General features: G+C 44.8%; 1 protein-coding gene. It reads right to left on the bottom strand.

Annotated features, from left to right (window positions below):
* Positions 1-182: 182 nt before the first annotated feature.
* Positions 183-1,103, bottom strand: a complete 921-nt coding sequence (gluQRS, locus tag Q384_RS10995; RefSeq protein WP_037588135.1) for a tRNA glutamyl-Q(34) synthetase GluQRS — start codon at positions 1,101-1,103, stop codon at positions 183-185.
* Positions 1,104-1,345 lie beyond the last annotated feature (242 nt).

The raw sequence follows: 1,345 nt of genomic DNA, 5'->3' as shown, positions 1-1,345 counted from the left end.
GTTAAAGAGCGTTGCTTCCGCTTGGGTTTTACACTAAACTAGTATGTTCAGCGGTGTTTCCTTGTCGCTTCAGCGAAGAAAGCGAACTATACGCATCTCTCCGCCTAGCGTCAAGCAGGTTTATGTGTTTTTTTCGGAATTTTTTTCTGTTTTAAATAACTCGATGAAATAATTTAAAAAAATTATCCACTTTTCTCCGTATTGATTGAGCCTACCGACACATTCGTTATTTGCCAGTGTTGCACAGCCCATAACAATAAATCTTCAATGTGATTGACTTCAGGTGCTTCAGGCAGCCTTAAGTAAGCAAACACCTGACGCAATAAATTTTCCCTTTGACGTATATTTAATATTGGTGCCAAAGTTTGTTTTGACCATTTTTGCCCTTGTGCATTGGTGAGCAAAGGCAAATGAGCATAATGCGGCGTAGGGAGATTCAAGCATTGCTGCAAATAAATTTGGCGCGGTGCAGACACCAATAAATCTTGCCCCCGCACGATGTGTGTGATGCCTTGTGCTGCATCATCAACCACCACCGCCAATTGATACGCCCACAAGCCATCGGCTCGCAGCAAAATAAAATCCCCGATGTCGTGCGCCAGATTTTGCTGATAATGACCGACAATGGCATCATCAAAACCGATAACCGCATCGGGTGTACGCAACCGCCAAGCGGGTAATTTATCATTTTCAGGCAGCCTGTTTAATGGCAGCCCCGCACAAATACCGCCGTAAACCGCGCCATCCATACCCATTCTGACTGCATGGTGCTGCACCATTTTTCGGCTGCAAAAACACGGGTAAACCAAATTTTGCTGTTGTAATCGCTCAAGCGCGGCTTGGTAGTGGTGATGCCGCTGGCTTTGATACACGACTTCCGCGTCCCACTCCAAACCAAACGCGTTGAGTGTTCGTAAAATGGCGGCAGCTGCACCGTTTATTTCTCTCGGCGGATCAAGGTCTTCAATGCGCACCAGCCATTGCCCATTGTGGGCGCGCGCATCTAAAAATGAAGCCACTGCCGTAAACAAAGAGCCAATATGCAATAAACCTGTGGGGCTGGGTGCGAAGCGGCCAATATAGGGTTGGTGGATAAATTCCATAGGTGAAGTTTATTTATGCTGCCTATTTAAATCATCGGGTTCAATTTTTTGGGGCACAACAGCTCATTTTTTAATCTGCCAAATTATTCTCAAATAGCAACCGCACAAATTGAACCAAGTTAATCCAATTGAGCGGATTTATTGAGGGGATTGAGGTAGTGTTCAAAAATCTGTGTCAATCCCCTAAACTATTCCAAATAGGAGACAACACATGAACAACCCCATATTCGACTTTAAAACAG

The organism is Stenoxybacter acetivorans DSM 19021, from assembly GCF_000745895.1.
Classification (GTDB): Bacteria; Pseudomonadota; Gammaproteobacteria; order Burkholderiales; family Neisseriaceae; genus Stenoxybacter; species Stenoxybacter acetivorans.
Note: the sequence above shows the minus strand (reverse complement) of the source record. Positions and strands in the feature narration are given on the sequence as shown.

What these genes read in the sequence shown, in the direction of transcription:
- gluQRS (WP_037588135.1), bottom strand. Translation starts at nt 1,103, where the DNA reads ATGGAATTTATCCACCAACCCTATATTGGCCGCTTCGCACCCAGCCCC.